Annotated in this window: 24 protein-coding genes; 16 read left to right on the top strand and 8 right to left on the bottom strand. The window is 70.2% G+C overall.

All coding sequences use genetic code 11. The features are described 5' to 3' along the window. Nucleotides 1-35: 35 nt before the first annotated feature. Complete coding sequence (locus tag ACFV15_RS24640; protein WP_378352942.1) at nt 36-1,511, bottom strand: bifunctional phosphatase PAP2/diacylglycerol kinase family protein; 1,476 nt, start codon at nt 1,509-1,511, stop codon at nt 36-38. Nucleotides 1,512-1,662: 151 nt separating this feature from the next. On the opposite strand from ACFV15_RS24640, the gene pafA reads away from it, so the two are divergent. Both pafA and ACFV15_RS24630 read left to right on the top strand, forming a co-directional pair. Beyond that, on the top strand, nt 1,663-3,021 hold the full coding sequence (pafA, locus tag ACFV15_RS24635) for a Pup--protein ligase (protein WP_378352941.1): 1,359 nt from the start codon (nt 1,663-1,665) through the stop codon (nt 3,019-3,021). A 319-nt stretch (nt 3,022-3,340) separates the two neighbouring features. Further along, on the top strand, nt 3,341-4,123 hold the full coding sequence (locus tag ACFV15_RS24630) for a DUF4241 domain-containing protein (RefSeq protein WP_378352940.1): 783 nt from the start codon (nt 3,341-3,343) through the stop codon (nt 4,121-4,123). Here the strand turns inward: ACFV15_RS24630 and ACFV15_RS24625 are convergent. Then, entirely contained in the window at nt 4,104-4,469 is a 366-nt protein-coding gene (locus ACFV15_RS24625; protein WP_378352939.1) for a PPOX class F420-dependent oxidoreductase, read from the bottom strand. The two genes, ACFV15_RS24630 and ACFV15_RS24625, sit on opposite strands and share 20 nt — an antisense overlap. 90 nt (nt 4,470-4,559) lie before the next feature. Here ACFV15_RS24625 and ACFV15_RS24620 point away from each other — a divergent pair, with 90 nt between their 5' ends. The 8 genes from ACFV15_RS24620 (at nt 4,560) to ACFV15_RS24585 (ending at nt 11,383) form a co-directional block, all read left to right on the top strand. Next, complete coding sequence (locus ACFV15_RS24620; protein WP_378352938.1) at nt 4,560-5,645, top strand: epoxide hydrolase family protein; 1,086 nt, start codon at nt 4,560-4,562, stop codon at nt 5,643-5,645. A gap of 52 nt (nt 5,646-5,697) precedes the next feature. After that, entirely contained in the window at nt 5,698-6,723 is a 1,026-nt protein-coding gene (locus tag ACFV15_RS24615) for a WD40/YVTN/BNR-like repeat-containing protein (RefSeq protein WP_378352937.1), read from the top strand. Between the two features lie 57 nt (nt 6,724-6,780). After that, on the top strand, nt 6,781-7,764 hold the full coding sequence (locus ACFV15_RS24610) for a helix-turn-helix transcriptional regulator (protein ID WP_378352936.1): 984 nt from the start codon (nt 6,781-6,783) through the stop codon (nt 7,762-7,764). Continuing rightward, entirely contained in the window at nt 7,761-8,732 is a 972-nt protein-coding gene (locus ACFV15_RS24605; protein ID WP_378352935.1) for a helix-turn-helix transcriptional regulator, read from the top strand. Before ACFV15_RS24610 ends, ACFV15_RS24605 begins: the two co-directional genes overlap by 4 nt. A gap of 9 nt (nt 8,733-8,741) precedes the next feature. Then, complete coding sequence (locus ACFV15_RS24600; RefSeq protein ID WP_378352934.1) at nt 8,742-8,954, top strand: bacteriophage holin; 213 nt, start codon at nt 8,742-8,744, stop codon at nt 8,952-8,954. Nucleotides 8,955-8,985: 31 nt separating this feature from the next. Further along, a complete protein-coding gene (gene tatA, locus ACFV15_RS24595) occupies nt 8,986-9,300 on the top strand; it encodes a Sec-independent protein translocase subunit TatA (RefSeq protein WP_378352933.1) in 315 nt (104 codons plus the stop codon). Between the two features lie 231 nt (nt 9,301-9,531). Further along, nucleotides 9,532-10,500, top strand: coding sequence for a twin-arginine translocase subunit TatC (gene tatC / locus ACFV15_RS24590; RefSeq protein WP_378352932.1), 969 nt, complete (start codon nt 9,532-9,534; stop codon nt 10,498-10,500). A gap of 1 nt (nt 10,501) precedes the next feature. Next, on the top strand, nt 10,502-11,383 hold the full coding sequence (locus ACFV15_RS24585) for a diacylglycerol/lipid kinase family protein (RefSeq protein ID WP_378352931.1): 882 nt from the start codon (nt 10,502-10,504) through the stop codon (nt 11,381-11,383). A gap of 30 nt (nt 11,384-11,413) precedes the next feature. Here ACFV15_RS24585 and ACFV15_RS24580 read toward each other — a convergent pair whose 3' ends face one another. The 5 genes from ACFV15_RS24580 to ACFV15_RS24560 form a co-directional block, all read right to left on the bottom strand. Further along, complete coding sequence (locus tag ACFV15_RS24580) at nt 11,414-12,391, bottom strand: ABC transporter substrate-binding protein (protein ID WP_378352930.1); 978 nt, start codon at nt 12,389-12,391, stop codon at nt 11,414-11,416. A gap of 10 nt (nt 12,392-12,401) precedes the next feature. Next, complete coding sequence (locus ACFV15_RS24575) at nt 12,402-13,244, bottom strand: ABC transporter ATP-binding protein (RefSeq protein WP_378352929.1); 843 nt, start codon at nt 13,242-13,244, stop codon at nt 12,402-12,404. Continuing rightward, on the bottom strand, nt 13,244-14,278 hold the full coding sequence (locus ACFV15_RS24570) for a FecCD family ABC transporter permease (RefSeq protein ID WP_378352928.1): 1,035 nt from the start codon (nt 14,276-14,278) through the stop codon (nt 13,244-13,246). The genes ACFV15_RS24575 and ACFV15_RS24570 overlap by 1 nt, the downstream gene beginning before the upstream one ends. Next, the gene (locus ACFV15_RS24565) at nt 14,275-15,282 is read right to left on the bottom strand and encodes a FecCD family ABC transporter permease (protein ID WP_378352927.1); all 1,008 of its coding nucleotides are present in this window, start codon (nt 15,280-15,282) and stop codon (nt 14,275-14,277) included. The genes ACFV15_RS24570 and ACFV15_RS24565 overlap by 4 nt, the downstream gene beginning before the upstream one ends. A gap of 65 nt (nt 15,283-15,347) precedes the next feature. Next, nucleotides 15,348-15,950 (bottom strand): hypothetical protein, encoded by a 603-nt coding sequence (locus ACFV15_RS24560; protein ID WP_378352926.1) that lies wholly within the window; start codon nt 15,948-15,950, stop codon nt 15,348-15,350. Between the two features lie 98 nt (nt 15,951-16,048). Here ACFV15_RS24560 and ACFV15_RS24555 point away from each other — a divergent pair, with 98 nt between their 5' ends. From ACFV15_RS24555 to ACFV15_RS24530, 6 genes are all read left to right on the top strand, one after another. Beyond that, the gene (locus tag ACFV15_RS24555; RefSeq protein WP_378352925.1) at nt 16,049-18,820 is read left to right on the top strand and encodes a DEAD/DEAH box helicase; all 2,772 of its coding nucleotides are present in this window, start codon (nt 16,049-16,051) and stop codon (nt 18,818-18,820) included. 81 nt (nt 18,821-18,901) lie between these two features. Further along, on the top strand, nt 18,902-19,726 hold the full coding sequence (locus ACFV15_RS24550; protein WP_378352924.1) for a DUF4333 domain-containing protein: 825 nt from the start codon (nt 18,902-18,904) through the stop codon (nt 19,724-19,726). 54 nt (nt 19,727-19,780) lie between these two features. Then, nucleotides 19,781-20,977 (top strand): GNAT family N-acetyltransferase, encoded by a 1,197-nt coding sequence (locus tag ACFV15_RS24545; RefSeq protein ID WP_378352923.1) that lies wholly within the window; start codon nt 19,781-19,783, stop codon nt 20,975-20,977. 34 nt (nt 20,978-21,011) lie between these two features. Further along, complete coding sequence (locus ACFV15_RS24540; protein WP_378352922.1) at nt 21,012-21,392, top strand: DUF4333 domain-containing protein; 381 nt, start codon at nt 21,012-21,014, stop codon at nt 21,390-21,392. A 26-nt stretch (nt 21,393-21,418) separates the two neighbouring features. After that, nucleotides 21,419-22,630, top strand: a complete 1,212-nt coding sequence (locus tag ACFV15_RS24535; RefSeq protein WP_378352921.1) for a GNAT family N-acetyltransferase — start codon at nt 21,419-21,421, stop codon at nt 22,628-22,630. After that, nucleotides 22,630-23,145 carry a GNAT family N-acetyltransferase gene (locus ACFV15_RS24530; RefSeq protein WP_378352920.1) on the top strand — a complete coding sequence of 172 codons (516 nt, stop codon included), beginning with the start codon at nt 22,630-22,632 and terminating at the stop codon, nt 23,143-23,145. Before ACFV15_RS24535 ends, ACFV15_RS24530 begins: the two co-directional genes overlap by 1 nt. A gap of 43 nt (nt 23,146-23,188) precedes the next feature. Here the strand turns inward: ACFV15_RS24530 and ACFV15_RS24525 are convergent, their stop codons facing one another. Then, entirely contained in the window at nt 23,189-24,124 is a 936-nt protein-coding gene (locus ACFV15_RS24525) for a 5'-3' exonuclease H3TH domain-containing protein (protein WP_378352919.1), read from the bottom strand. Nucleotides 24,125-24,127: the final 3 nt, after the last annotated feature.

The following is a 24,127-nucleotide window of genomic DNA, read 5'->3' as shown; positions in this document are numbered from 1 at the left end:
GGTCAGAACCGCCCGCAACGCTCACGAGTCCTTGCTCAGTGATTGCGGTAGATCGTCAGCGCGCTGGAGCGTGACTTGAAGCGGAACACGTTGCCGAGCGGGCCGACCTCGCCGTCGGTGGCGACGCGGCGGTTGCCGTTCAGCAGGTTCACCTCCAGCTCGGGCAGGTCGCGCTCGACGTAGACGTGGCTCGCGGACAGCGAGTTCGTCAGCATCGCGAGCACGAACCGCAGCCGCGAATACGGCAGGTCCGCGCGCAGGTAGCGGACGTCGAGGAGGCCGGTGTCGAGCGCGGGCCTCCTCGACGGCGCCAAGCCCTTGGGCGCGTACACGCCGTTGCCGACGAAGAGCAGCCACACCTCGGCGCGCTTGCCGTTGAGCTCGACTTCCAGTGGCTTCGCGTGCCGCAGCGCGCGGACCATGGCGATCGCGGCCGACGGCCACTTCGGGTAGCGCTGCTGGAGCTTTTCGCGCAGCCGCACCATCTCCGGGTAGCCGCCGATGCTGGCCGTGTTGACGAACCAGCGCTGCTCGGTCTCGCCGCCGCCCGAGTCGATCTCGACCTCGCCGAGGTCGATGCCGACGGCCGAGCCGGTCTCGGTCGCGGCGTCCGCGTCCGGCATGTCCTTGACGCCGATGTCGCGCGCGAAGTGGTTCAGGGTGCCCGCCGGGATGAGCGCGAGTGGCAGGTTGAAATCGGCCGCGACGGCCGCGACCGCGGCCACCGTCCCGTCGCCGCCCGCGACCCCGAGCGCGCGGATCGAGTTGCCGCGCATGTGGATCTCCTGCACGAGCTGCTCACGCACGTCGAGCTTGGGGTCGGGGTAGATCAGCGTGGCCTTGGGCCAGGCGAAGCGGACGTCCTCGGTCGGGTCCTGTCCGTCGACCCCGGAGTTCGGGTTGACCAGCGCGAGCATGTCCTCGCCGTCGACCATCAGCGGCGCCTCGGCGCTGTGCGCGGTCCTGGCGGGGATGTCCTCGTGCAGTGGCCACCAGTGCCGGGTGAGCGCGGCGGCGCCGAGGCCGATCGCGATGCCGGCGCCGACGTCACTGGGCCAGTGCACCCCGGTGTGCACCCGCGAGTACGCCACCGCGGCCGCGACCGGCGCGACCACCAGGCCCGCCTTCGGTGACTCCATCGCGACCGCGGTCACGAACGCGGCCGCCGACGCCGAGTGCCCCGACGGGAACGATGAGGAGGTCGGCCGGTTCACCAGCCGCCGGTGCTCCGGCACCAGCTCGGCGGCCGGGCGGCGGCGCGGGAAGATCGGCTTGCCGATGAGGTTCGCGGTGAGGCTCGCGCCCGCGATCGCGGCCACGCCCCGCAGCGCGCCACGGCGCGTCGGACCCTTCTTCGCGGCCAGCAGGATCGCGATGACCCACCACAGGCGTGCTTTGTTGGCCGATTGAGACACCTTTGTAAGAACGTCGTCCGCGCGTGTCGCGGGAATGGCCGCACTGGCCCTCATCAGCCGCTTGTCGGTGCGGCCGACCTTGCGGAAAGGGCGCATGAGCTGGTCGAACACGGTTCTCAACTCCCGAAGCTGACGCGCTGAGGATCGCCCTATGCGGGCGCGTTTTCACGAAGAGCAACGTATCCCACCGCGTGTCGCCGCCCGAACGGCGCACCGGAGGAGGGGGTGTTGCGCCTACTCTTGTGGAATGCAGCGGCGGATCTTTGGCATCGAGACCGAGTTCGGGGTCACGTGCACTTTTCACGGGCAGCGCAGGCTCTCGCCAGACGAGGTGGCGAGGTACCTGTTCCGGCGGGTGGTGTCCTGGGGACGGTCGTCCAACGTCTTCCTTTCGAACGGCTCCCGGCTCTACCTCGACGTCGGCAGCCACCCCGAGTACGCCACGGCCGAGTGCGACGACCTGACCCAGCTCGTCACGCACGACAAGGCCGGTGAGCGGATCCTCGAGGACCTGCTCGTCGACGCCGAGCGCAGGCTCGCCGACGAGGGCATCGGCGGCGACATCTTCCTGTTCAAGAACAACACCGACTCCGCGGGCAACTCCTACGGCTGCCACGAGAACTACCTGGTCGGCCGGGCGGGTGAGTTCTCCCGGATCGCCGACGTGCTGCTGCCGTTCCTGGTCACGCGGCAGCTGATCTGCGGCGCGGGCAAGGTGCTGCAGACCCCGCGCGGCGCGGTGTACTGCCTCTCGCAGCGCGCGGAGCACATCTGGGAGGGCGTCTCGAGCGCGACCACCCGCTCCCGCCCGATCATCAACACCCGCGACGAGCCGCACGCCGACGCCGAGCGCTACCGGCGCCTGCACGTCATCGTCGGCGACTCGAACATGGCAGAGCCGACGACACTGCTCAAGGTGGGCTCGGCGAACCTGGTGCTCGAGATGATCGAGCAGGGCGTCCAGTTCCGCGACTTCACCCTGGACAACCCGATCAGGGCCATCCGCGAGATCAGCCACGACCTCACCGGCCGCCGCCAGGTCCGCCTCGCGGGCGGGCGTGAGGCGTCGGCGCTGGACATCCAGCGCGAGTACTACGCGCGCGCCGTCCAGCACGTGAAGGACAACGGCTCCGGCGCGACCGCGGAGAAGGTCCTCGAACTCTGGGGCCGCGCGCTCGACGCGGTCGAGCAGCAGGACTTCAGCAAGATCGACACCGAGATCGACTGGGCGATCAAGCACCGCCTCGTCGAGCGCTACCGCGCCAAGCACGACCTCGACCTGTCGAGCCCGCGCATCGCCCAGCTCGACCTGGCCTACCACGACATCCGCCGCGGCCGGGGCGTGTTCGACCTGCTGCAGCGCAAGGGTCTCGTCCGCCGCATCACCGACGACGGCGAGATCGAACTCGCCAAGGACACCCCGCCGCAGACCACCCGCGCCAAGCTGCGCGGCGACTTCATCGCGGCGGCGCAGGCGGCCGGGCGCGACTTCACGGTCGACTGGGTGCACCTGAAGCTGAACGACCAGGCCCAGCGCACCGTGCTGTGCAAGGACCCGTTCCGCTCGGTCGACGAACGCGTGGAACGGCTCATCGGCTCGCTCTGAACGGCTCGTGAGCGTTGCATGGCACAGCGGCGCGTAGCGCCTCCCTCGGTTGAGGGTGGTGGGCGACGGGCGGGCGGTTATGGCACGGAAAGCCATATGTGGCTGGCTGGTGAGGGACTTCTTCACCAGGTCTGGCTAGGCGTGCTCAAGCCTTGGGTGGGTGGGAAGTGAGGGGGCCTTTGGGTGCGTAATACGCACTCGGGGGCACCCTCGCTGCACGGTGGGCCCCGCCGGGCGAGCGCGGCGTGTGGTTCCTTGCCAGTCGCCGTCGTGAGTGTTCACGACTCCGACGGGGGTGACACGACTACCCTTTCCCGGCATGGGGGCAAGAGCGAAGATCGTGCTGGGCTTGGTCGTGGCCGCGCTCGTGGTCGTGGGTGTCGTGTCCGGCACGCACCAGAAGCAGCGAGCCGTGGCCTCGGGAGACGAGCAGGCCGAAGAAGAGGGCCCGCCCGTGCGCCGCGACGGCTTCGACCAGCTCTTCCGGGACGGGCAGGTCGTCAAGGTCGGGGGCACGAAGGCCGCCCAGGCGAAGATCGAGATCGTCGACGCGGGCCCGCTCGAGCTGCCGACCGGCAAGCTGGTCGCCGGTGATCCGGGCACCATGGAAGACACCCGCGAGCACGACACCTTCTTCGCCGCCACCGTGCCGCCCGGCAAGTACCCCGCGTCGCTGGCCATGGTCCGGATGGTCGACGACCCCGCGCACCGCCGCGTCGCCGCCGCCAAGGTGACGGTCCGCCCGGACCCGGTGGCCCGCTGGGAAATGGCCCTCACCCCGAGCCAGAACCCGGCGACGCTGAAGCGGAACGAGATCTTCGGCTACGGCGTGGACTCGGGGACCGGGGCCTTTCTCGACGTGAGCGTCCTGCCCGCGCTGCGCGGCCTGAACGGCGACGGTCACGGCCCGCTGGTGACCGCGTTCGACCGCGACGACACGCTGCACGCCTCGGTCCGCGACCCGGCGACCGGGCTGAACGTGATCGCCTTCCACTCCGGCTGGGGCGACGGCTTCTACGGGACCTGGCTGGGCCGCACCGCCGACGGCGCCGTGGCCCAGTTCGTCACGGACTTCCAGGTCATCAACTCAGACCAAAGCTGATCACCCGCTCGGGGTGGATCCGGATGATCGGGCCGCCGATGGGCGCGGCCGAGTCTTCCGGCGCCTCGATCGCCTCGCCGCGCCCGCGGATCTCGACCATCCGCACCCGCCACGGCGTCACCGACGCGATGTCGTCCACCACGAACGCGATGTGCTCGTTGCCCGCGAGATTGCGGTACTTGTGGCTGGCGGCCATGTTGTAGCCGCCGATGTCGATGGTGCCGGTGTTCTTGTTGTACCCGAAGCTCACGGGGTTGTTCTGCAGCGTCCCGTCGGGCCGCGCGGTCGCGAGCCTGCCGAGACGCTGGGTGGCGAGATAGTCGAGCTCGGTTTCGCTGAGTGCCATGGACGCGACCCTAAAACCTCCAGTTTCGTCGAGGTTAAGGCCGAAGAATCATCTTGCTAACCGTTGGCGCGGCCAACTAATGTCGTTGGCATGACCAACGAAATCACGCCCTTTCACGTCACCGTCGACGACGCCGACATCGCCGACCTCAGGGTGCGCCTCGCCCGCACCCGCTGGCCTGAGCGCGAGACCGACTCCTCGCAGGGCGCGCAGCTCGACCGTGTCCAAGCGCTCGCCGCGTACTGGGCGGACGGCTACGACTTCGGGTTCGTCAAGCGGCTCAACGCCTTCCCGCAGTTCCGGACCGAGATCGGCGGGCTCGGCATCCACTTCGTGCACGTCCTCTCGGCGAACCCTGACGCCCGCCCGCTGCTGATCACGCATGGCTGGCCCGGCTCGGTCGTCGAGTTCCTCAAGGTCCTGGGGCCGCTCAGCGCGGACTTCCACGTCGTCGCGCCGTCGCTGCCCGGCTTCGGCTGGAGCGACAAGCCCGCCGAGACCGGCTGGGACGTCGACCGCATCGCGCGAGCCTGGGATGAGCTCATGACCAGGCTCGGCTACGACCGCTACGGCGCCCAAGGCGGCGACTGGGGCGCGACCGTCACCGCCAGCCTGGCCAGGCAGTTCCCCGAAAGGATCATCGGTGCCCACTTCACCATGGCCGGTGTCAAGCTCGACGACACCACCTTCGATGACGCCACGCCGTCCGAGATCAAGGCGCTCGCAGACCTGACGAGGCACCGCACCACCGGCTCCGGTTACCGCGCTTTGCAGGACACCCGCCCGCAGACGCCCGGCTACGGCCTGACCGACTCGCCTGCCGGGCAGCTCGCCTGGATCGCGGAGAAGTTCTGGACCTGGACCGACCCGGACCACCCGCTCACCGATGAGGAGATCCTCGATGACATCTCGGTCTACTGGTTCACCGCGACCGCGGTCTCGTCGTCGCGGATCTGCTGGGAGAGCGCGGGTGTCGACGCTCGTGAGGTCGCCGTGCCCTCGGGCGTGACGATCTTCCCGCACGAGATCGTCAGGCCGTCGAAGCGCTGGGCTGAGAAGCGCTTCACCGATCTTCGCTGGTACGACGAAGTCCCACGAGGTGGCCACTTCGCGGCTTACGAACAGCCTGAGCTTTTCGTAGAGCAGGTGCGTGGGTTCTTCAGCCAGGTGGCTTAACAAGACGTTCGGCTGTGTCGTCGGCCGGTCGCTCTGGGGCAGGATGCCGGGCATGCGAAAGCTCCTGCTGTTGACCGCGCTCATCCCGCTCCTGCTGCCCGGCGCGGCCACCGCCGCCGAGGACTGCGCTCCCGTCTGGCGTGACACGCCGTCCGGGGTCGACGCCCAGCTGCGCGGGCTCGACGTCGTCTCGGGACGTGTCGTGTGGGCCAGTGGCAGCAAGGGAACGGTCCTGCGGACCACCGACGCGGGCAAGACATGGCAGAAGGTCGGCCCGCCTGGCACCGAGGCGCTCGAGTTCCGGGACATCGAGGCGTTCGACGCCGACCGCGCGGTCATCCTCTCGATCGGCGAGGGCGGGAACTCGCGGATCTACCGGACCGAGGACGGTGGCAAGAACTGGCGGCTGAGCTTCCAGAACCCCGACCCGAAAGCGTTCTACGACTGCGTGTCCTTCTTCGACAACCGCCGCGGGCTCGCGTTGAGCGATCCCGTCGACGGGAAGTTCCGCGTTCTGTCCACTGAGGACGGTGGGCGGACCTGGACGGTCAATCCCGGCGACGGGATGCCCGACGCGCTGCCCGGCGAATTCGCCTTCGCCGCCAGCGGCCAGTGCCTGACCACGACCGGGCGGGACGTGTGGATCGCGACCGGCGGCGGCGCCAAGGCCAGGGTGCTGCACTCCGGTGACGGCGGACGGCACTGGCGTGCCGCCGAGACCCCGATCCCCAGTGGTGAAGCGGCCGGTGTCTTCTCGGTCGTCTTCCGCGATCCGGGACACGGCGTCGCGATCGGCGGCGACTACAAGGTCCCGGCCACCTCGGGCGCGACCGCGCTGAGCTCCGACGGCGGCCGGACCTGGCACACGCCGCCGCAGTCACCGGCCGGCTACCGGTCAGGGCTGGCCTGGCGCGGGAACACCGTGCTCGCCGTCGGTCCGACGGGCAGCGACCACAGCCCCGACGGCGGCCGTCACTGGCAGCAGTTCGACACGGGCAGCTTCGACTCGGTCAGCTGCGCGCACGGCGCGTGCTGGGCGTCCGGCGCGAAGGGCAGGATCGGGGTTCTGGACCGCTAGGCCCGGAAAAGCCAGTACCTCCCGATCGGGCGGACGCGGGCGGGCTAGGGTGGTCGGGTGTCCACCGCCCGCGCCGAACGCCTGGTCAACCTGGTGCTCGCCCTGCTGTCCACGCGGCAGTACCTCAGCGCCGACCGGATCCGCGAGATCGTGCCCGGCTACTCCGACGCGCCGACCGACGAGGCGTTCTACCGCACCTTCGAGCGGGACAAGACCGAGCTGCGCGAGCTCGGGATCCCCTTGGAGTACGGCCGGAACTTCGTCTACGAGCAGGTCGAGGGCTACCGCATCGCGCGCCGCGACTACGAGCTCGGCGAGATCGAGCTGAGCCCGGACGAGGCGACCGCCGTCGGGCTCGCCGTGCGGCTGTGGGACTCCCCGGAGCTGACCGGGCAGGCGCAGGGCGCGCTCGTGAAGCTGCGCGCGGCCGGTGTCGAGATCGACGACCAGGCGCCGACCGTGGTGGAACCCAAGGTGCGCACCGAATCCGCGTTCGGCCCGCTGCTCGCGGCCGTGCAGAACGGCCAGGCCGTGCAGTTCGAGTACCGGCGCTCCGGCTCGCCGGAGTGGCTCATGCGGACCGTCGAGCCGTGGGGCGTCGTGTCGTGGCGCTCGCGCTGGTACGTCGTCGGGCACGACCGCGACCGGGACGCGCCGCGCTGCTTCCGGCTGTCCAGGCTCAACGGCAAGGTCAAGACCCTCGGCAAGCCAGGCCAGGTCCGGCGCCCCGACGGGGTCAACCTGCTGCAGTTCGTCGCCGGGTCGAGCGGCGGCTCCGACGACCAGTCGCCCGTCGCCACCGCGCGGGTGTGGGTCGCCGACGGCAGGGCCGCCAACGTCCGCCGCCGCGGCCGGGTGGTCGGCCGCGACAGCGCGGGCGGCACCGAGGGCGACGTCGTCGAGATCAACCTGTACTTCCCGGAGAGCGCCGCCGACTGGATCGCCGCACAGGGCCCCGACGCGCTCGTGCTCGAACCGGACGTGCTCGCCAAGGCTGTCCGCGAACGGCTCGAGGCCGTGCTGCACGGAGGTGTCCGATGAACGACCGGATGCCGCGCCTGCTCGCGCTCGTCCCGTACCTGCTGGCCCGCCCCGGCATCAGCTTCGACGAGGCCTCGCAGGACTTCGACATCACGCCCAAGCAGCTCCGCAAGGACCTGGAGCTGCTGTGGATGTGCGGGCTGCCCGGCTACGGGCCCGGCGACCTGATCGACCTGTCCTTCGAGGGCGAGACGATCACCGTCACCCACGACGCCGGGATGAACCGCCCGCTGCGGCTCACCGGCGGCGAGGCGACGGCGCTGCTGGTCGCGTTGCGCGCGCTCGCGGAGACGCCGGGCGTGCTCGACACCGACGCCGTGCGCCGCGCGATCGCCAAGATCGAGGCCGCGGCAGGTCAGGCGCAGCCGGCAGGCGTGGTCGTCGGCGGGGGAGTGCGCGAGGGCAAGCGGACCGCGCGCACGCGCGAGATCGTCCAGCGTGGGCTGCACGCCGGTAAGGCACTGCGCATGCGGTACTACTCGGCTTCGCGCGACGAGATCAGCGAGCGCACGGTCGACCCGATGCGGATGCTGATCGTCGACGCCGTCGCCTACCTCGAAGCCTGGTGCCGCCGCGCCGAGGGCGTCCGGCTGTTCCGGCTCGACCGCGTCGAGCACGTCACCGTGCTGGACGAGCCTGCCCAGCCGCCGCCGGACGCCAGGCCGACCGACATCTCCGGCGGTGTCTACTCGACGCTGCCGCAGCAGCCGGAGGCCGTGCTCGTGCTCGCCCCCGACGCGCGCTGGGTGGCCGAGTACTACCCGTGCGAGGAGCTCGACGAGCTCGAAGGCGGCCGGCTGCGGGTCCAGATGCGCTACGGCGACGAGTCGTGGATGGTGCGCCTGGTGCTCGGGCTCGGCGGCGACGCGGTGGTCGAATATCCGGCTCGGCTGGCCGACGCGGTGCGCGGGCGCGCGGCCGACGCGCTGGCGCGGGCGCGTCACCTCGCGTCCGCCTCGAACCAGTAGGGTGACGACGTGTCGTACGTCCCAAGTCTCGCGCTGCTCGCGGCCGGGCTACTCGTGTTCGGGATCATCACGTTTCGCACAATTCGTACCTTGCGCCGGTTCACCAGGACCGCGAGCATGGTGACGGCGAGCACCCAAGATCGGGCGGGGATGATCCGCGCCCGCTCGGCCGCCTTGCGAGTGGCGATCGAAGACCGTCGACGCAAGCCTGAAAACAAGTAACATCGCATCCAGACGCAGATAGGAGGCCACCATGCTGAACGGATTGCAGCCGTGGCACTTGATCATCTTGGTTCTTGTCGTCGTGCTGCTGTTCGGCGCCAAGCGGCTTCCGGATGCCGCCAGGTCCATCGGCAAGTCGATGAAGATCTTCAAGGCCGAGACCAAGGACCTGCACGGTGAGAAGGATGCCGCCGCGGCTTCCTCGGACGACGTCGTCGCCCCGGACACCAAGCAGATCCCGCCGGTCGCGAAGCCTGCCACGCCAGCCGACGACCAGGTCGCGGCGCTGCAGAAGCAGCTCGACGAGCTGAAGAAGCAGCAGGCCGAGCAGAAGAACGCCAGCTGACGTAGTTGGTCGAGGCCGCGTTTCTCGGATCGGGCACGCGATAGCCGCGCCCAGGTCGTCCCTGACGGCACCGCGGCATCACCCGAGTACAACCCGGTACGAGGGCGATGCCGAGGCACCGCCAGGAACAACCTGGATCACGACTCCCACGCACCAGATCCGAGAAACACGACCTACAGCCGGTCGGGCGAGGTGTCGTCCCGGCCGGCTCTGACGAGAACGGATCGTCCAGTGGCGGATGCCGCCTCCGAGAAGCCAGAAGGCCGCTTCAGCAAGCGACGCCGTCGCAGCCGGCGGCTGAACCCCGACGGCACGATGACGCTCATCGAGCACATCTACGAGTTCCGCCGCCGTCTCGGCTACGCGCTGCTCGCGATCGTGGCAGGCGGCATCCTCGGTTTCATCTGGTTCCAGACGAAGGTCTTCGGGGTCTCGCTCGGCGAGCTCATGAACGGCCCGTACTGCGGCATCGACTGGCACCGGCGGCTCGGCTCGACCGGCCCCGACGACTGCAAGCTGCTGCAGACCGTGCCGTTCGAAGCGTTCATGATCCAGCTGAAGGTCGGTGTCGCCGCCGGCGCGGTGCTGCTGTCGCCGCTGTGGCTCTACCAGATCTGGGCGTTCATCGCGCCCGGCCTGTACTCGAAGGAGCGCAAGCACGCGCTGACCTTCGTGGCGTTCGCGTCGCTCCTGTTCGCGACCGGCGCGGTGCTGGCCTACATTCTCATTCCGCACGCGCTGCAGCTGCTGATGAACTTCGGTGGCGACCAGTTCGTCACCGCACTGACCGGTGACAAGTACATCTCGTTCATCTTGTCGCTGCTGGTCATCTTCGGTGTCAGTTTCGAATTGCCGCTGTTCGTGGTGATGCTCAACCGCGTCGGCGTGGTCAAGTACCAGCAGCTCAAGAAGTGGCGCCGCGGCATCATCTTCGTGCTGTTCCTCTTCGCCGCGTTCGCGACGCCGGGTTCGGACCCGTTCTCGATGATCGGCCTGGCGGGCGCGCTGACCGTGCTGTTCGAGCTGTCGATCCAGATCGCGCGTTTCCACGACCGCAAGCTCGACAAGGTCCGTGACGCCGAGGGCTGGGACCAGCTCGCCGACGACGAGGCCGCGCCGTTCGAGTACACGCCGAGCACGGCCGATGACCCTGTTGAAGACGCTCCCAAGGTCAAGCCCAGCACCGACGACATCACCTAGCTTGGGCATCCACGCGGCGCTGGCCGTCCACCCCGCCTCAGGGCATGGCGCGGCCGCCAGGATCATGGACTCGGTCGCGGCCAGGCTCCGTGCGCGCGTCGACCGTCTCGACGTGCTCGTGGCCAACACGGTTGCCGAATCCCGTGCACTCATGACGAGTTCGGCGGCCGAGGGCCTCGACGTGCTCGTGGTGCTCGGCGGCGACGGCGCGGCTCACCAAGGCGTCCAGTTCTGCGCGGGCACCGACGTGGCTTTGGGCTTGGTCCCGTCGGGCACCGGCAACGACTTCGCCCGCGCCTTGGGCGTGCCAAGCGATCCACTGGCCGCCGTTGACGCGCTTGATCTCACGGCTCGCCGGAAGATCGACCTGGGTCGCGTGGGGGAGACCTGGTTCGCGACGGTGCTCTGCTCGGGTTTCGACGCTTTGGTCAACGAACGCGCCAACAACCTGCGCTGGCCTTCCGGGCCGCGCCGGTACGACGTGGCGATCGTGGCCGAGCTGGCGTCGTTCCGGGCGAGCCCGGTGCTGATCCGGACCGAGCACGAGACCTTGCAGCTCGACGCGACACTGGTCGCGGTGGGCAACACCCCGTTCTACGGCGGCGGCGTCCCGATCTGCCCCGACGCCCGCGCCGACAGCGGGACGTTCGACGTCACGGTGGTCGGGAAGCTCCCACGCCGCCGGCTGCTGCGCATGCTGCCCAGCCTGCGCACCGGCAGGCACATCGACCACCCGGCCGTCCGCACCCTGAAGGCGAACTCGGTCCACCTCGACGGCAACACCTGGCCCGTCTACGCCGACGGCGAACCCCTCGGCCAGGTCCCCGCCGACATCCACTGCGTACCCGGTGCCTTGAGTGTCGTGAGTGTTTTGGCCGGTTAGAACCGGCCGTACCACTCACGACCCCAACGCTTAGGCGAGGTGCTTTTTGAGGTCGTCCAAGACCTTCATCGCGCCGACGGGGCCGAGGCCGAGGAACCAGACCTCGTCGTTGACGGGGATCGCGTGGCCTGCCTTGACGGCGCCGAGCGCGGTCCAGAGGCCGCTGGCGGTGACGGCCTTCTCGTCGGGGCTGGGGCCCGCGCCGTAGCTGGAGTAGAAGATCCAGTCGGCGTCGGCCTGGTCGATGCGCTCCTTGGAGATCTGCGCGGCGAGTTCGTTGATGTCCTGGTTGGCGGGACGGGCGAGGCCGATGTCCTTCAGGATCACGCCGATGAACGACAGGTTGCCGTACAGCCGGATGTTGCCCGACAGGAAACGCAGCAGTGAGATCTTGGGCGTGCCCTTGATGCCCTGCTTCACCTCGTTGACGCGCTTTTGGTAGTCGTTGAGCACCGTGACGGCCTGCGTCTCCAGGCCGAGCGCGTCCGCGACCAGCAGCGTGTTCTCCTTCCACGGGAAGCCGGGGCGGATGCTGAACACCGTCGGCGCGATCGCCGAGAGCTGCGGGTACAGGTCGTTGGCGCGCAGTTTGCTGCCCAAGATGAGGTCCGGGTTGAGCTTCGTGATCGCCTCGAGGTTGAGGTTGTTGATCTCGCCGACGGTCTGCACCGTCTTGACGCGGTCGGCCAGGTACGACGGGACGCCGGTCTGGCCGGCCGTGGTCGCCATGCCGACCGGGGTGAGGCCGAGCGACAGCACCGCGTCGAGTTCGCCGCTGTCGAGCACGACCACGCGTGAAGGCTTCTTCTCCAGCTTGGTCTCGCCCAGCGAGTGCTTGACCGTGCGCGGGAAGACGCCGGGTGCGGCGTCCGTGCCGAGCTTGGCCGTCTCGGTGTCGGCGGTCGCGAAGAGGCGGCCGCCGGTGGCGACCTCGGTGTCACCGACGCCAGACGAACTCGGCTTGGACGGCTGGCCGCACGCCGAGACGAGGAGGAGCACGGCGGCCACGATTGTCCATTTAGGACGAGATGACATCGGGGTTTTCCTTTCCTGCGGTGAAAGCGCGGTGCCTGCCGATCGGGACGACCATCGGCGTCGCCGACACCGGGTCGGCGATGATCTGGCACGGCATGCCGAACACCTCCGCGACCAGCTCGGCGGTGAGGATGTCGGCTGGCGCGCCCTCGGCGGCGATGCGGCCGTCCTTCATGGCGATGAGATGGTCGCCGTAGCGGGCGGCGAGATTGAGGTCGTGCAGCACGATCACGATCGTGCGGCCGTCCGCGGCGTTGAGCTCGGCGAGCAGGTCGAGCACCTCGACCTGATGCGCGATGTCGAGGAACGTGGTCGGCTCGTCGAGCAGCAGCAACGGGGTCTGCTGCGCGAGCGCCATCGCGATCCACACCCGCTGGCGTTGCCCGCCGGACAGCTCGTCGACCGGGCGCGACGCGAGCTGGACCGTGTCCGTCGCGAGCATCGCGCGGGCGACGGCGGCGTCGTCCTCGTCGCTCCAGCGGCGGAACATGCCCTGGTGCGGATGCCTGCCGCGGCCGACGAGATCGGCGACCGTGATGCCCTCCGGCGCGGTCGGCGACTGCGGCAGCATGCCGAGCACGGTCGCGACATCCTTGCTGCGCAACGTGGTGATGCCCTTGCCGTCGAGGAACACCGCGCCCGCGGCCGGGGTGAGCAGGCGCGCGAGCCCGCGCAGCAGCGTCGACTTCCCGCAGGCGTTGGTGCCGACGATCATGGTGACCTTGCCGTCGGGAATGCGGACCGAGAGGTCCTTGACCACCCGCAACGGCCCGTAGCCGAGTTCGAGGTCTTCGGTGTGCAGCGTCGGTGTCACGGCTTTCCCCATCAGATCCGCCCGGCCCGGTTGGCCGTCGCGAGCAACCACAGCAGGTACGGCGCGCCGACCGCGCCGGTCACGACCCCGACCGGCATCTGCGGCCCGAGCAGGTGCTGGGCCGTGAAATCGGCCAGCAGCACCACGAGCGCGCCGGTCAGCGCCGCAGGCACGAGACCACCGCGCGCGCCGGTCAGCCTGCTCGCGATCGGGTTGGCGACGAACGCGACGAACACCACCGGCCCGGCCGCCGCGGTCGCGAACGCGGCCAGCGCGACCGCGATCAGCAGCAACAGCATCCGGGTCCGTTCGACGCGCAGGCCGAGCCCGGCCGCGGTGTCGTCACCCAGCTGAAGCCCGATCAGCGCGCGGCTCGACAGCAGCGCGGCGGGCACCAGCACCGCGAGCGCGACGGCGAGCGGCGCGACGTGATCCCAGCCCCGGCCGTTGAGATTGCCGGTCAGCCACACCAGCGCCTGCTGCGCCAGCGTCGTGTCCGCCCAGGTCATGAGATACGAGATGACACTGCTCAGCGCCGCGCCGACGCCAACGCCGATCAGCACCAGCCGATAGCCGCTCACCCCGCCCCGGCGCGCGAGCAGATAGATCGTGAGACCGGCGAGCAGCGCGCCCGCGAGCGCGGCGGCCGACACGAGCGCACCCGATGCGCCGAACAGCACGATGCCCGTCACCGCGGAGGCGCTCGCGCCTTGCGTCACGCCGATGACGTCCGGGCTGGCGAGCGGATTGCGCAGCAGGCGCTGGAAAAGCGCGCCACCCATGCCGAGCGCGATCCCGACCAGCAACCCGGTCAGCGCGCGCGGCAGCCGCAGCTCGAGTACGACGTGCGCGGCGCGCCCGGAGCCGTCGCCGAACAGGATGGCAGGCAGGTCACCCAGCGGGACTTCGAAATCCCCGACAGCGAGTGACAACGCGAAGATCGCGGCGACGGCCAGGCACAAAACCAGTGACACGGAACGGCTTCTGACGAAACCGCGGCGGCGTACCGCCCTGATGGTCCCGACCGCTTCGGCGAGTGTGCTCATACCGCCACCGGCTTCTTGCGGCGCACGAGCGCGACGAACACCGGCGCGCCCAGCAGCGCGGTGATGATCCCGACCTGCACCTCCGCCGGCCGCGCGACCACCCGGCCGACGACGTCCGACAGGAGCAGCAGCAACGGCGCCAGCAACGCCGAGAACGGCAGCAGCCAGCGATGATCCGGCCCGGTGAGCATCCGCGCGACATGCGGGACGGTCAGCCCGACGAACGCGATCGGTCCCGCGATGGCCGTCGCTGCTCCACAAAGGACGATCACGGCCAGCGCGCAGACGGCCCTGGCGAGCACGACGTTCTGGCCCAGCGACCGCGCGACGTCCTCGCCGAGCGCGAGCGCGTTCAGCATGCGGGCGGCGGTGAGCGTGAGCACCACCCCGGCCACGATGAACGGCACCGCGCCCGCGATCGTGGCCGCGTCGCGCCCGGTCAGCGAGCCGACCTGCCAGAACCGGTACTGGTCGAAGGTGGTCGTGTCGGTCAGCAGCAACGCGCTGGTCACCGAAGCCAGCGCGGCCGAAACCGCGGCACCGGCGAGCGCGAGCTTCACCGGCGTCGCGCCCGCTCGCCCGAGTGAGCTGATCCCGTAGACGACGCCACCGGCGACCGCCGCGCCCGCGAAGCCGAACCACACGTAGCCGCCGACGCTGCTGATCCCGAACGTCCCGATGCCAAGTACGACGAACAACGCGGCGCCCGAGTTGACGCCGAGCAGCCCGGGGTCGGCCAGTGGGTTGCGCGTGGCGCCCTGGATGACCGCGCCGGACAGCCCTAGCGCGACGCCTGCCAGCAGCCCAGCGAGCGTGCGGGGGAGCCGGAGCTCGCGCACGACCAGGTGATCGGGATTGGCGGCGTCGAAGTGGAACAGCGCGTCGAGTACCGTCGGGAAGGACAGCTCACGGGTGCCGACGGAGATGCTCAGCAGCACGGCGAACGCGACGGCCGCCGCCGCCACCAGCAGCCATGCCGTCAGCGGGGTAGCTCTCGCTCGCACAGGTCTTCTCGCCTTTGCCACTGATGATTAGGTATGCCTACCCTATATCGCCAGTGGTCAGCCGCTTAGGCGGCCGGGTAGCCGCCCGCCCGCCAGACGTAGGTGCGGAAGGTCGACGGGGTCATCAGCAGCCGTGCCGGGACCTCGTGGCGGGTCTGCTCCGGCAGGAAGACGCCACCGCAGCGATGGCAGTACCAAGCGCTCGCCCAGAGCTCGCGCGACTCCGGCGTGCCCTGCCGGAGGTGACGGTTCTTCTTGACACGCGTGCCGTACAGGCCGCCGAACAACGCGACCAGCGCCAGCAGCAGCCCGGCCGGGGCGAACACGGTGATGGTGGAGATGATCGGCGACTCGGCCATCTCCGGGTGATGGTCGCCGACCACCAGCAAGCCGATGATCGCCATGAACACCGTCGGGATGAGCAGCACCAGCGCGAGCGCGAGGAAGCAGCCGCCACCGCGCAGTGGCGGGACCGGGTCCAGCTCGCGGGCGAGTGCCGTGGTCGACGTGCCGCGGTAGTTGCCCTGCACGTAGGTGACGTTGCCGCTGCCGTACGAGACGGGGATCGCGCCGCCGACCACGGTGTGCGCGACCGAACCGCCCTGGTGGACGGCAGGGACGCTCTGCACCTGGTCGACCTGCGCGCACTGCGGACAAGCGAGGTTCACGGCTCACCCTTCCTTCCCGATGTCGGCAGCTAGGACCTCGGCGGCGCCCGTTCGGTTCCCGCGTGCGAACTGTCGGTGGCATGTGAAACCCTGACGACGTGGCCAGTAGCCCTTCTCAATCACCGGCCGAGGCCTATGCGTCCTCGCAACGCCGCGGCAAGTACCCGCAGCTGACCCGCTTCGCGGCGGAGGCGTCCTTCGAGTTCGACGACTTCCAGGTCCGCGGTTGCGAGGCGCTGGAGGGCGGACACGGCGTGCTCGTGTGCGCCCCGACCGGCGCGGGCAAGACCGTGGTCGGCGAGTTCGCGGTGCACCTGGCGCTGTCCGAGGGCCGCAAATGCTTCTACACGACGCCGATCAAGGCGTTGTCGAACCAGAAGTTCACCGACCTGGTCGCCCGCCACGGCGCGGACAAGGTCGGCCTGCTGACCGGCGACACCTCGATCAACGGCGGCGCCCAGGTGGTCGTCATGACCACCGAGGTGCTCCGCAACATGCTCTACGCGGGATCCTCCACCGTCGACGAGCTCGCGTACGTGGTCATGGACGAGGTGCACTACCTCGCCGACCGGTTCCGCGGCGCGGTGTGGGAGGAGGTCATCCTGCACCTGCCGGAGCACGTCAAGGTGGTCGGCCTGTCCGCGACCGTCAGCAACGCCGAGGAGTTCGGCGAGTGGCTGGTCGAGGTGCGCGGCGACACCACGGTCGTCGTCGACGAGCACCGGCCGGTGCCGCTGTGGCAGCACATGCTGGTCGGCAACCAGCTGCTGGACCTGTTCGCGGGCCAGGAGGACGGCCAGGCCGAGCTGCGGATGAACCCGTCGCTGCTGCGCAAGGTCGAGGAGAACCACCGCTACCAGGGCGGACCGGGACTGCGCGGTCCGCGTGGCCGCCGCAACCCGCCGCAGCGCGGCCCGAGGTTCCGCCCGCCGGCGCGGGCCGAAATGGTCGAGCGGCTGGACCGGGCCGGGCTGCTGCCCGCGATCGACTTCATCTTCTCGCGCGCGGGCTGTGACGCGGCCGTCGGCCAGGTCGTGCGGTCCGGGCTGCGCCTCAACGGGCCGGACGAGGTCGAGCAGGTGCGCCGGATCGTCGCCGAGCGCACTTCCGGGCTGCCCGAGGGCGACCTCGAGGTGCTCGGCTACTGGGAGTGGCGTGACGCGCTGGAGCGGGGCATCGCCGCACACCACGCGGGGATGCTGCCCGCGTTCAAGGAGACCGTCGAGCAGCTGTTCCTGCTGGGGCTGGTCAAGGTCGTCTTCGCGACCGAGACGCTCGCGCTGGGCATCAACATGCCCGCCCGCACCGTCGTGCTGGAGCGGCTGGTCAAGTACAACGGCGAGGCGCACGTCGACCTCACGCCTGGCGAGTACACGCAGCTCACCGGGCGCGCCGGGCGCCGGGGTATCGACGTCGAAGGGCACGCGGTCGTCGCGTGGCAGCCGGGTGTCGACCCGAAGCAGGTCGCCGGGCTCGCCTCCACGCGCACGTATCCGCTGCGCTCGTCGTTCCGGCCCGGCTACAACATGGCCGTCAACCTGGTCGCCCAGCTCGGCGCCGATGAGGCCCGTGACCTGCTGGAACTGTCGTTCGCGCAGTTCCAGGCCGACCGGTCGGTGGTCGGCACAGCTCGCCGGATCGACCGCAACCGCGAAGCGCTCGCCGGGTACAAAAAGGCCACCACCGGCGACTTCGACGAGCTGCTCGAATACGTCGAGTTGCGCGCCAAGATCTCGGCCCGCGAGAAGGCTCTTTCTCGGCAGAACACGTCGAGCCGTCGCGCCGAAACCGCCGCCTCGCTGGAGAAACTGCGCAAGGGCGACGTGATCGCGGTGCCCGCCGGGCGCCGGTCGGGGCTCGCCGTGGTCGTCGACCCCGGGCTCGACCCGATCCGCGAGCCGAGGCCCGTGGTCGTCACCGAGGACCGCTGGTCGGGGCCGCTATCGGCGTCGGACTTCTCGTCGCCGGTCGAGCCGCTGGGGCACATCCGGCTGCCGAAGCACGTCGAGCTGCGCTCGCCGAAGAGTCGCCGCGACATCGCGTCCAGCCTGCGCAATGCCGGGATTTCCTTGCCAGGCAGGGAAAAGCGGCGTTCGGGCGCGAACGAGGACGGCGAGCTGGCCGCGCTGCGCCGCGCGTTGCGCGCGCACCCGTGCCACGGGCTCGCCGAGCGCGAGGCGAACCTGCGCTGGGTCGAGCGGTATCAGCGGCTTTCCGCCGAGACCGAGCAGCTGGAGCGCAAGGTCGCCGCGACGACGCACTCGCTGGCGCGCGCCTTCGACCGGATCCGCGCGTTGCTGACCGAGCGTGGCTACCTCACCCCGGTGAAGAAGGCGGCCGACGGTGAGCACGTGACCGAGGACGGCAAGCGGCTCATGCGGCTCTACAGCGAGTCGGACCTGCTCGCCGCCGAGTGCATCCGTCACGGCGTGTGGGAGGGCCTCAAGCCCGCCGAACTGGCCGCGGTGGTGTCGACACTGGTCTTCGAGGCGCGCCGCGACATCGCGGGCGAGGCGCGGCTGCCGCAGGGCGCGGTTCCCGAGGCGTGGGACGAGATGATCCGCCTGTGGGCCGATATCGCCGACGACGAGCGGCGGCACAAGCTCGATCGCACGCGGGAGCCGGACGCCGGGTTCGCCTGGCCGGTGTACCGCTGGGCGCGCGGCGAGTCGCTGGAGAAGGTGCTCACCGCGGCCGAGGCGAACGGCCAGGAACTCTCCGCGGGCGACTTCGTGCGCTGGTCACGGCAGGTCATCGACCTGCTCGACCAGATCAAGGAAGTGCTGGGCAAGGCCGATCCGATCGGCGCGGCCGCGGCCGACGCGGTGCGCGCGCTGCGAAGGGGCGTGGTGGCCGCCGGGGGCGCCTAGGCCGAATGGTGCGTGTGTGCACTGGGACCTTGTGGTTGGATCGATCCGGTAATCCATGGTGACTTTGGCGGAGGCGAACAGATGAGCACGCCGTACGGCGGCAACGACCCGCAACAGTGGGGTCAGCAGCCCCAGCACGGGCAGGAGCCGAGTGGCGCGTACCCGCCGCCGCCGAGCGGGCCGCAGCAGCAGCCCGGCTACGGCCAGGATCCCGCCCAGCAGCAGCCTGGTTACGGCCAGGACCCTGCCCAGCAGCAACAGCAGTGGGGCCAGCAGCCGCCGGCCTATGGCCAGCAGCCCGGCTACCCGCAGCAACAGCAGCCCCAGCAGTGGGCGCAGCCGGACCAGACCCAGCAGCAGTGGGCACCGCAGCAGCAGCCCGGCCAGACCGGCGCGCACGACCCGAACCAGTGGGCCCAGCAGCCTGGTCAGACCGGTCAGCACGACCCGTCGCAGTGGGCACAGCAGCAGCAACAGCCAGGCGGCGCGTACCCGCAGAGCGGGCCGCAGCAGCTGCCGTACGGCCAGCCCGGTCAGTACGGCCAGCAACCCGGGTTCCCGCCCGCGCCGCCCGCCGGTGAGAAGAAGTCGAAGAAGGGCCTGTTCATCGGCGTCGGCGCGGCGCTCGTCGTGATCGCCGCGGTGCTGGTGCTCGGCTTCGTGACTCCGGGGTTCTTCAACACCAAGGTGTTCGACTCGGGCGCCATGCAGACCGATGTGCAGAAGATCCTCACCGGCACGTACAAGCTCGAAGGCGTCACCAAGGTCACCTGCCCCGCCGAGCAGGAGGTCAAGGACGGCGCCACCTTCACCTGCACCGCCACGATCAGTGGCAAGGAGCAGAAGGTGCCCATCACGGTGAAGGGCAAGGACGGCAACTACGAGGTCGGCATCCCGGCCAAGTAGGGCACGCGCTTAATGGATGGCCTGCCCGGTTCCGGGCAGGCCATCATGCGTTCCATGAGCGAGTACACGATCCGGACGCTGGAACCCGCCGAGCTCCGCGCCGCGGGCGATCTGTTCCGCGGCGCGCTGCACGCCAAGGACCTCACCGACGAGGAGGCTGAACGCGCACAGCGGATCTGCCAGCCAGGACGGACACTCGGCGCGTTCGATCCCGAGCTGATCGGCACGCTGCGCTCGTTCGACGCCGAGCTGACCGTGCCGGGTGGCCGACGGGTCCCGCTCGCCGCGGTGACCAGCGTCGGCGTGCGGTCGGATCGGACCAGGCGCGGCGTGATGACCGGGCTGATGCGCGCGCAGTTCGCGGAATTCGCCGAACGCGGCGTGGTCGCCGCGTGCCTGTACGCCTCCGAAGGCCTCATCTACAGCCGCTTCGGCTACGGGATCGGCACACTCGCGAAGACCTACACGATCAACACCCGCCGTGCCCTGCTGCACGACGGCGTACCCGCGGGCGGCGAGATCACCAGGCTGTCACTCGAAGTCGCGCTCGAAGAGCTGCCGAAGCTCTACGACGCCATGGCGCATCGGCACCCGGGCATGATGACGCGGACTTCGCACTGGTGGGCCGGATTCGAGCAGATGTGCCGCCGCTCCGAGGACGCGATGATCACCGTGGTCCATCATGCTGAGTACGGGCCGGACGGGTTCGCGGTCTACTCCGTGCGCCGGCGATGGCCGGACCCGGCGGTGCTCAGTGTCGAAGCGCTGGAGTACACCAATCCCGGCGCGTTCGCCGGGCTGTGGCGGTACCTGCTCGGTGTCGACCTGGTCGACGAGATCAGGGCGCTCTTCCGGCCCGTCGACGAGCCGGTCGATGTGCTGCTCACCGACCCCCGCCAGTGCACGGTCACCCGGTACGAGGACGAGTGCTGGACGCGCCTGGCCGATGTCGAAGCGGCGCTGGCGGCGCGCACGTACACCGGCCCACCGCTCGTGCTCGAGGTAGTGGACGCCTTCCTGCCCGCCAATTCCGGCCGCTACCGGATCGGCGAGGACGGCGTCGCGCGTACTGACGAACCCGCCGCGCTGCGCCTGGACGTCGTCGCGCTCGCGATGCTCTACTTCGGCGCCAGGCAGGCGTCCGCGCTCGCGACCGCCGGCCGGGTCGAAGTGCTCGAGCCCGGCGCGGCCGAGGCGGCGGACCTGCTGTTCAGCACGCGAGTGGCGGCTTGGTGCGGTACTTTCTTCTGACTTCGACGATCTTGTCTGCCAGGGAGGTTCCGGGTTGGTTCTGCGTACGGTCCTGACGGGGCTGTCGTGCGTAGTCCTGCTCGCCGCTTGCTCCGGTGGCGATCCGGCGCCGGCGGTCACCACGACGACGGTCACGGCGACGCCGACGGCCTCCTCGACGGCTTCGGTGCCGGTCGAGACCACACCGCGGGCGAAGGTGTTCGACCACGTCGCGATGGAACGCTCGGTCAAACAGATCCTCGTCGAGTCCTACAAGGTCGAGGGCGTCGCCGAGGTGACCTGCCCGGCGGACCTCGAGGTCAAGGACGGCCGGATCTTCGACTGCGAGGCGAGTGTCGGCGGCGCGCCGCGGCGGGTGCCGATCACCGTCAAGGGCACCGACGGCAACTACGAGGTCGGAGCGCCCGCGAAGTAGCCGCGTTTGCTGGCAAGATCGATGGCATGAGTGAGTTCGTGGTGCGCGCGGCGGTCGAAGGCGAGGAGCGGGCCACCCGCGATGTGCTGGTCCAGGCGTTGCACGGCCAGCCGACCGGCGACGAGAAGTGGGCGCGGATCGCGCCGGCCTGGCCGGCGGCGACGAAGTTCGCGGCCTTCGACGGCGACGAGCCGATCGGCGTGACCAGCTCGTTCACCACGGAGATCCTCGTGCCGGGCGGGCGGCGGGTGCCCTTCGCGGCCGTCGACGGCATCGGGGTGCGCGCGGAGTGGACCCGGCGAGGGGTGCTGACCGAGCTGATGGCGGCGCAGCTGCCCGATCTGGTCGACCGAGGGCACGTGCTCGCGGGCCTGCACGCGAGCGAGGCCACGATCTACGGCCGCTACGGCTACGGCATCGCCGGGCGGATGCAGATCTTCGAGATCGACCGCGCCAAGGTGCGCTGGCGCTCGGACGCGCCACGGTCCGGCCGTGTCCGGCTGCTCGACGCCGCTGACGCGGTGAAAATCGTGCCGGGCGTGCACCGGTCGATCGGCTTGCGCAGGCAGGGGAACATCGGCAGGCCGGACTCGTGGTGGCTCAACACCCACGAGTCCTATGTCCTCGACGGGCACCGGGTGGCGGTCCATTTCGGTCCGGACGGCGCCGACGGGTTCGCCACGTTCCTCACCCACACTCAGCGAGCGCCCGCGCTGGCCGACTGGCACACCGAGCTGAAGGTGCGCGACCTGCATGCCGCGAACCCGGCCGCGCTGGCCGGGCTGTGGCGGTTCCTGCTCGGCATCGACCTGGTCCAGACCGCGTATGGCCTGGCGAGGCCGATGGACGACCCGTTGCCTTCGATGCTCGAAGACCCGCGCGCCTGCCGGACGATCAGCGTCGAGGACGAGCTCTGGCTGCGCCTGCTCGACGTGTCCGCCGCGTTGAACGCGCGCACCTACGGCCGGGCCGAGCCGGTGGTCATCGAGGTCGCCGACCGCCGCCTGCCCGAGAATTCCGGCGCCTACCGGGTCACCGCCGACGGCGCGTCCCGTACCGATGCGACCGCCGATGTCCGGCTGGACGTCGAAACACTCGCGATGCTGTACCTGGGCGGGTGGCGTCCGAGCCTGCTCGCTGAGGCGGGCCGGATCGAGGTTTTCGACGCCGAGGCGCCCGCCCGGCTGGATTCGCTCTTCGAGACGGCCGCCGAGCCGTGGTGCGGGACGCATTTCTGATGACGACGATCAAAAGACTGACCGCTGCCCAGCTCGCGGCCTCGGTCGACGGGCTCGCCGCGTTGCTCGTCGACTCGGTCGAAGGCGGCGCGTCGATCGGTTTCCTCGACCCCGTCGGGCACCTGGAGATGGTCGCCTGGTGGCAGGACCTGGTGCCGGGCACGGAGGCCGGGCACGTGATCGTTTTCGCCGCCCGCGAGGACGACGAGATCGTCGGCACCGTCCAACTGCGCCGCGCCACGCTGCCGAACGCCTTGCACCGCGCGGAATTGTCGAAACTCGTGGTGCACCGCAAGGCGCGCGGCCGCGGGCTCGGCCGGATCCTGCTGTCGACGGCCGAGCACGCCGCCCGCGATCTCGGCATCACGCTTCTGCTGCTGGACACCGAAACCGGCAGCCCGGCCGAGCGCCTCTACCGAGCCACCGGCTGGACCGAGATCGCCACCGTCCCCGGCTACGCCCGCGACCCGTCCGGCGTCATGAAGCCGACGACGTTCTTCCGCAAGACCCCGTAGCCGGGTCGTGAGTGGTACGGCCGGTTCTAACCGGTCTGAACACTCACGACCCTTGGGGCAGGGCTTTCAGCAGGCGGGCGACCGAGTTGCCGAGGTTCCAGCGCTCGGCGAGTTCCGCGACCCGGTCGGGGTCGGCGGGCGCCGAAGGCACGGTGTCCGGCCGGGACTGCTCGACCGGCGCGTCGACCGCGACGCGGACGACGGTCGGGGCGACGGCGAGGTAGTCCGCCGCGTCCTGCAGCTTGAGGCGCATCTTGAGCGGCAGGCGGCTGTCCTGCGTCTGAGCGGCCTCGATCAGCGCGGCGAGCGAGCCGAACTGGGTGATCAGTTTCGCGGCCGTCTTGTCGCCGATGCCCGCGACGCCGGGCAGGCCGTCGGAGGGGTCGCCGCGCAGGGCGGCCATGTCGGCGTAGAGCGGACCGGCCTGCTCGACCGGAACGCCGTAGCGCTCGGCGATCTCCGGCGGGCCGAGCACTTCGGCCTTCGCCCAGCCTTTGCCGACGTAGATGACCCGCGCGGTGGTCGGCTCCTCGCGCACGATCTGGAACAGGTCGCGGTCACCCGAAATGACCTCGACCGGGTCGGTCTTTTCGCGGTGCGCGAGCGCGCCGATGACGTCGTCGGCCTCGTAGCCCGCGGCCTCGGCGGTGGCCAGTCCGAACGCCTCCAGCAGGTCGAGGATGATCGGGACCTGCGGGGTCAGCGTGTCCGGCACCTCCTCCGAGCCGTCGGTGACGTCCTCGGCGACGCGCTGCGCCTTGTAGCTCGGCAGCAGGTCCGTGCGGAACTTCGGCCGCCAGTCCGCGTCGAGGCACGCGACCAGGCGGGTCGGCCTGCGGTCGGTGAGGATGCGCGCGATCGTGTCGGTGAAGCCGCGCACGGCGTTGACGGGCGTGCCGTCCGGGGCGGTCATGGACTCCGGCAGCGCGTAGAACGAACGGAAGTACAGGCTCGCGGAGTCGAGCAGGGCGAGTGTCACGGT

Source organism: Amycolatopsis sp. NPDC059657 (assembly GCF_042734395.1).
Taxonomy (GTDB): domain Bacteria; phylum Actinomycetota; class Actinomycetes; order Mycobacteriales; family Pseudonocardiaceae; genus Amycolatopsis.
This window is presented reverse-complemented; position numbering and strand designations above follow the sequence as displayed.